This window comes from Occallatibacter sp., assembly GCF_049802275.1.
Lineage (GTDB): Bacteria > Acidobacteriota > Terriglobia > Terriglobales > Acidobacteriaceae > Telmatobacter.
In genome coordinates, this window is sequence record NZ_JBARMD010000203.1 from 1 (window position 1) to 5,954 (window position 5,954).

The 5,954-nt window shown below is 58.1% G+C and carries 6 protein-coding genes and 1 pseudogene; 2 read left to right on the top strand and 5 right to left on the bottom strand.

Features of this window, described 5'->3' with window-relative positions; translation table 11 throughout:
- Nucleotides 1–294 precede the first annotated feature (294 nt).
- The 5 genes from WA354_RS06830 to ruvX form a co-directional block, all read right to left on the bottom strand.
- Nucleotides 295–822 carry an REP-associated tyrosine transposase gene (locus tag WA354_RS06830; protein WP_472812255.1) on the bottom strand — a complete coding sequence of 176 codons (528 nt, stop codon included), beginning with the start codon at nt 820–822 and terminating at the stop codon, nt 295–297.
- Nucleotides 823–902: 80 nt separating this feature from the next.
- On the bottom strand, nt 903–2,186 hold the full coding sequence (locus WA354_RS06835) for an RNA polymerase sigma factor (protein ID WP_472812256.1): 1,284 nt from the start codon (nt 2,184–2,186) through the stop codon (nt 903–905).
- 135 nt (nt 2,187–2,321) lie between these two features.
- Nucleotides 2,322–2,951: a CDP-alcohol phosphatidyltransferase family protein gene (locus WA354_RS06840; RefSeq protein WP_472812257.1), complete on the bottom strand. Its 630-nt coding sequence runs from the start codon at nt 2,949–2,951 to the stop codon at nt 2,322–2,324.
- Nucleotides 2,952–2,961: 10 nt separating this feature from the next.
- Nucleotides 2,962–3,471, bottom strand: a complete 510-nt coding sequence (locus tag WA354_RS06845) for a GreA/GreB family elongation factor (protein ID WP_472812258.1) — start codon at nt 3,469–3,471, stop codon at nt 2,962–2,964.
- 164 nt (nt 3,472–3,635) lie between these two features.
- Entirely contained in the window at nt 3,636–4,091 is a 456-nt protein-coding gene (ruvX, locus tag WA354_RS06850) for a Holliday junction resolvase RuvX (protein WP_472812259.1), read from the bottom strand.
- A 206-nt stretch (nt 4,092–4,297) separates the two neighbouring features.
- On the opposite strand from ruvX, the gene mltG reads away from it, so the two are divergent.
- Together mltG and WA354_RS06860 are read left to right on the top strand one after the other, a co-directional pair.
- Nucleotides 4,298–5,296 (top strand): endolytic transglycosylase MltG, encoded by a 999-nt coding sequence (mltG, locus tag WA354_RS06855; RefSeq protein WP_472812260.1) that lies wholly within the window; start codon nt 4,298–4,300, stop codon nt 5,294–5,296.
- Nucleotides 5,293–5,954, top strand: a pseudogene (locus tag WA354_RS06860) (hypothetical protein); the annotation flags it as partial. The gene mltG and the pseudogene WA354_RS06860, both read left to right, overlap by 4 nt.

Here is a 5,954-nt window from a genome sequence, read left to right on the forward strand (position 1 = left end):
CTTCGGTTATGACGGACGGGTCGAAGTCGTCCGGCATGTAGTTACAAACCAAATATTGGGGCATGACTTTTCTCCTTGTTTTTCGTGACTTGTTTCGAGGCCTCGTTTCCTGTTCACTCAGGAACCGCAGCTCATCGTTCTTTTGTCCTATAGTCGTTAGCGAGGCAGAAAATCGACAGCTGCCCGAGTTTTTATTTAAGCTGGCGAGTGGCCTGGGTCTTGGGATGCGTCTGACTCACCGTTGAATGGGTGCCCCAGGTCCCTCGCCTTTGGGGACCTGGGATAGCAATAACCTCACCCCTGTGTTCTTTCCAATTTCCACTCAGCCGGCAATTGCCATCCACGTCCCGACGCGGTCCACGATGACTCGATCTCGACGGTTCCCTGAACTCCAGTCGCGTAGTGGCGAGGGCTCGACCATTTCCAGTCCTCCGGCTTGGCGCACAGACCACGAACCACCGGATTGCGATGCATGTAGCGCAATTTCTCGACGCGCTTTTCCTCACTGTGAACGTTGAAGTCGTAATAGCGTGCCTGCCAAAAGGGCCGCTCCGGGCACCGAAGAGAAACGGAGAGCTTGAGTGCCTGCACTACACGCGCCAGTGTGCCGCGGCGCGGCTCGCTCACCAGCAGGTGCACATGCTCGGGCATCACGACATAGCCCGAGACAACGAAGCAATAGCGCAGGCGGATGCGCTCCAGCGCGGACTCGAAAAGTTCACGGGCAGCCGCGGGATTCAAGTGCGCAAGCCTCCGGTAACAGCTGAAAGTAAGGAAATGAAAGTCGCCGGTCTGCTGGTATCGCACGAGTCCACGGGGCATTTGCGGTTAGGATACATCGCCGCGTGTACTGGCTTGTAATCCCAGGTCCCCAAAGGCGAGGGACCTGGGGCACCCATCTTTTATGGGAGATGAGCATCCACTTTCTTTATCTTTTCATTTAGCTGCCGAATCCGCTCCTGCAGGAATTGCCGCTCCGGTTCCTGTTGGGTCAGCGCCAGCGCCATTTCATAAGAAGCCCGAGCCTCAACGGTCCTGCCGAGCCTCCGGCACATATCTGCGCGAGCTGCATGTGCCAGGTAGTAATTCGCCAATTCGCCATGTGCCAACACCGCGTCGATATGCGCCAGACCGGCCTCTGGACCATCGCGCATCGCAACGGCCACGGCACGATTCAGATGTACAACCGGCGAAGGCTGAATTCGCACCAATTGGTCGTAGATCGCAACAATCTGCCGCCAGTCGGTTGCAGCGGGCGATTCCGCCTCGGCATGAACGGCCGCGATGGCAGCCTGCAACGTGTAAGCACCGAAGCGGCGGGAGTTCAGGGCCCTCTGCACCAATGCGACTCCCTCCGCGATCTGCTCCCGGTTCCAGAGCGAGCGGTTTTGATTCTCCAGCAAAATCAGCTCTCCGGTCGGAGAGGTTCGCGCGGCGCGACGGGATTCCTGGAGCAACATCAGGGCAAGCAGGCCAATCACCTCCGGCTCTGGCTGGAGTTCGCTCAGCAGCCGGCCCAATCGAATTGCCTCGCCCGTTAGCTCGGCCCGCGTTACCTCCGCTCCCGCCGCAGCCGAGTAGCCCTCATTGAAGACGAGATAGATAACCTGAAGCACTGCGTCAAGGCGCCCTGGCAACTCCTGCTGCGCCGGCACCTCGTATGGAATCGATGCCTCGCGAATCTTTGCCTTGGCGCGCACAATACGCTGTGCCAGGGTCGCCGGCGTAACCAGAAATGCCCGGGCAATTTCCTCGGTCGTGAGGCCGCAGACTTCGCGCAGGGTGAGCGCGACCTGCTGCTCCGGAGGCAGAGCGGGATGACAGCACGTGAAAATCAGACGGAGGCGATCGTCCTCAATCTCTTCCTCTTCCGGAGGAGTGTTCCCTGACGCAGCGTGATCGGCGCGCGATTCGATATGGGCAACAAGATCTCTTTGTGCTCCATCGAAACGTGCGCGGCGGCGCATAGCGTCGATGGCTTTGAAGCGGGCCGTTGAAATAAGCCACGGGCGCGGTTTGTCTGGAATGCCCGCCTGCGGCCAGGACGTCAGAGCAGCAGCGAAAGCCTCGTGCATCGACTCTTCGGCAAGGTCCAGGTCTCCGAGCAGGCGTACGAGCGTCGCCAGAACCCGGCCCGATTCCAATCGGTAGAGAGTCTCAATGGTCCTGCTGAGTTGTTCGGGCACAGGCAGAGGCTGATACATCGGCGTCTAGGCCAAACTATAGCGGAACCAGAGCCGATGTATTTCGCACAAGACAAAACAGACCCCAGGGACCCCGGCTTCGCAAGCGGGATGACAAGGGTTTTCTTATTTCGGGTACTACTGGCTCAGAGGCGCCAGATGCTTGGTGTTCTGGTAGGTGTACTGGATGCGGTGGATCACTGTAATGGTGGAAAGCACCGCAAGCACCCAAAGCACCGGCGCCATTACGCCAAATTGCTCAAAGAGCGCGCCAAGAAGGATGAGCACGATGCGCTCGGGGCGCTCCATGAATCCCACTTTGCACGAGCCAATCAGCGCCTCGGCACGCGCCCGCGTGTAACTCACCATCAGCGACGTGACCATGACAAAGGCAACCAGCACCACGTAGCGGAAGCGGTTGATGCGGCCGTAATAGACGAGCAGCCCGAAGAAGAGCACCACGTCGGAGTAGCGATCGATCACCGAATCAAAAAAGGATCCAAATACCGTGACCTGGTTATTGCGGCGGGCAACACGCCCATCCAGCATGTCGAAGATTCCCGCGCCGAAGATGACCAACCCGGCGTAGAAAAACATCCGCCCGGCGTTGGTCGCGTCGGCATGACCAAAGAGAAACGCCGCGATAATGTTGATCACGAGTCCGATGAAGGTGAGTGCGTTGGGAGAGATGCGGGTCAGTGCAAGGCCATGCACGATTCGATCAAGTAGCCAGCCGCACGCGCGGCCAAAAGCACTGGTCCAGGTCATTCTTACTTCCTTATTTCTCTGTGCCGGTCCCGGCCTCTTCTTCGTCTTCGCCCGCTTCGTCGTGGACGGTGGTCAATTTCAAAATTTCGAGTTCGCGCTTGCCGTTGGGTGTGACGATGGTGGCGATATCGCCGACCTTTTTGCCGACAATGCCGCGGCCGATCGGCGAAGTCGTCGAGATTAGTCCCTTGGCCACGTCGGATTCCTCGCTGGTGACCAGCCGGTACACGATCTCTTCTTCTTTGGTGGAGTCGTAAACCACCACCGTTGAACCGAAGCCAGCCTTGTCATGCGGGATGTTAGCCAGATTCACAAGCGAAAGCTCCGCCATGCGCCGCTTGAGCTGGCCCAGGCGTGCATTCACGAATTCCTGCCGCTGCTTCGCCATGTGGTACTCGGCGTTCTCTGACAGGTCTCCCATGGCCACGGCCTTCTTGATCTCAGCCGGCAGTTCGTGAGCAAGCTCATGCTCAAGTGCAGCAATCTCTTTGAGCAGCTGCTTTTTGATGTGATCTGGCATCCGTGATCCGTGGCGGCAAGCGGGGCTGCTCAACCGCAAGAGATGATACGTCTTGACAGTCTCATTATACGCGGCACCGCTGACCGGACGCGCGAGCCTCACCGCCAGAGAAACCCTGACCGAAAACTTGCTGCGAATAGGCGCCCACCCGACTGATCCGTTGTCTAGCTGGACTCCGCAGGCCGATCCGCGAGGTGATCGAGAAAGGATTGCAGGATCAGCGTTGCAGCAACCTGGTCGACCACGCTGCGATGATCCTGCCGCGCATGGCCCGCTTCGTAAAGAAGCTGGTGCGCCTCGTGCGTGGTGAGACGCTCGTCCCAGAGATGAATTGGCAAACCCGCCAGCTCGCCGAGTTCGGCCGCGAAAACCTGCACCCTGGCTGCTTGCGGTCCCACCTCTCCAGTGAGACTCAGGGGATTTCCAACTACGATTCCAGCAACGCCAAAGCGGCGGCAAAGTCGCGCGATCGAACGGAGGTCCTCGCGTGGATTGCGGCGGCGTTCGAGGGTAAGAACAGGCTGCGCGGTAAGGCCCAGCTCGTCGGAGACAGCTATGCCGATGCGCTTTGAACCCACGTCGAGCGCAAGATAGCGCGGAATTGACGCAACGGTCTCCATTCTTCCTCCGGAATTCCCTTGAACACCTAGAATCTCACCTTAATCCAGCCCCCGCGCTCCACCGGCTATCCGCGCAAATCTCCCCCGGTACAATCAAAGAAGCAGAATCCGCGAGGCATAAACCGCGTCAAATCTTAAGGAAGGGTGTTCCAGCGTACATGGCGTCACGCCGCACTCGAGGGAATCGGAAGAAAAGAGGGCTCGGCGTGGCGGGATTCTTGCTGGCGCTCTTTTTTATTGGGGTTTTGGCCGCTGGTGCGGCTGCTGCCTGGGTTATCTTCACGCCATTCGGGCCATCGACCGAGATTTTTGTGGATATCGCCCCTGGCTCCTCGACCACACGCATCGCCCAACAACTGGAGTCGGCGGGTGTGATTCGCAGCCAGTTCGCCTTTGACCTGTGGCGCTGGGTGCGGAAGGGCAAGTTGAAAGCGGGGGAGTACAGGTTCGCGAATCCGGCGCCGGTGACCGATGTGTACAACCGTATCGCACGGGGCGATGTCTATACCGTCACAGTGACGATACCTGAGGGAGCGAACATTTTTGACGTTGCCACGCGCCTGGAGCAAGCCGGTATCGGAACGCGCCAGGAGTTTCTGGATCAGCAGGGGCGGCTGACTGCATTGATAGTCGACCTTGATCCGCGAGCAAAGTCTTTGGAGGGCTATCTGTTTCCCGATACGTACCGGTTTCCGCGCAAGGCCACTCCGGCACAGATTGCCGCGGCGATGGTTCACCAATTCAAAAAAGCTGCGGCCGAAATTGGTTTGAAGGAGAATGTGCACGACGTGGTGACGCTCGCTTCGCTGGTAGAACGGGAATCGGCCTTGAATTCGGAGAGGCCGCTGATCGCCAGCGTGTTTGAAAACCGACTCGCGAAACACATGCCTCTGATGACAGACCCGTCGGTGATCTACGGTTTGGAGGTCAGGAACGAATGGCGAGGCAAAATCTACCTGAGCGATCTGACGCGCGATACGCCGTACAACACCTACCTTCACGTTGGACTGCCTCCGGGGCCGGTGGCAAATCCTGGGTTACCCTCGTTGCGCGCAGCGCTCGATCCGGCTCATTCGAATTACCTGTACTTTGTAGCTGCCGGAGCTAATCCGCAGGGCAGATCACTATTTTCGACGACCCTCGAAGAGCACACACGGAACGTCTCCGGTTATCGGCATGCGGTGAAAAAAGCGGGCCAGCGATGACGGTGCCAAGACCATTCGTCATCGCCGTTCTGGCGCTGCCTCTTGTGTTGACGGGGTGTTCACTGGTCCCCATGAAACGGCATTTGCCTGTGCCCAAGGTGCCGGCAAACGTGCAGACAGCGACACCTGAAGAAATAGTCGAACAGGTGAATCGCCGGTGGGATAATTTCCAGAATCTCACCGCCACCGTCGAGATCAAGGCGACCTTGTTAAAGCCCCAGGAGGGATTGGCGACAGATTACCCAAGCGTCCGCGGATGGATCGTAATGGAAAAGCCAAATCACTTGCGCGTTGTGGGACAGTATCTGGGCTTGCGCGTGTTTGATATGGCGAGCGACGGCAAGACTTTCACCCTGGTGATCCCTCAGAAGAGCAAAGCGATCGAAGGTCCCAATTCCGTTACGAAGAAATCGGATAACCAGTTTGAGAACCTTCGTCCGGGGTTCTTCTTTGACGCCATGATGGTGCGCGGTGTGGATCCTGAAGACTACTTTACGGAGACTTCCGATACCGAAACCATCGAAGATGCGGCAAAAAAGCACCTCTACCTGATGCCAGAGTATGTCCTGAATATCACCCGCCATGCTCCCAACGGAAGCCGGAGAGACAAGCCGGTTCGCGTCATCACCTTCCATCGCGACGACCTCTTGCCGTCCAA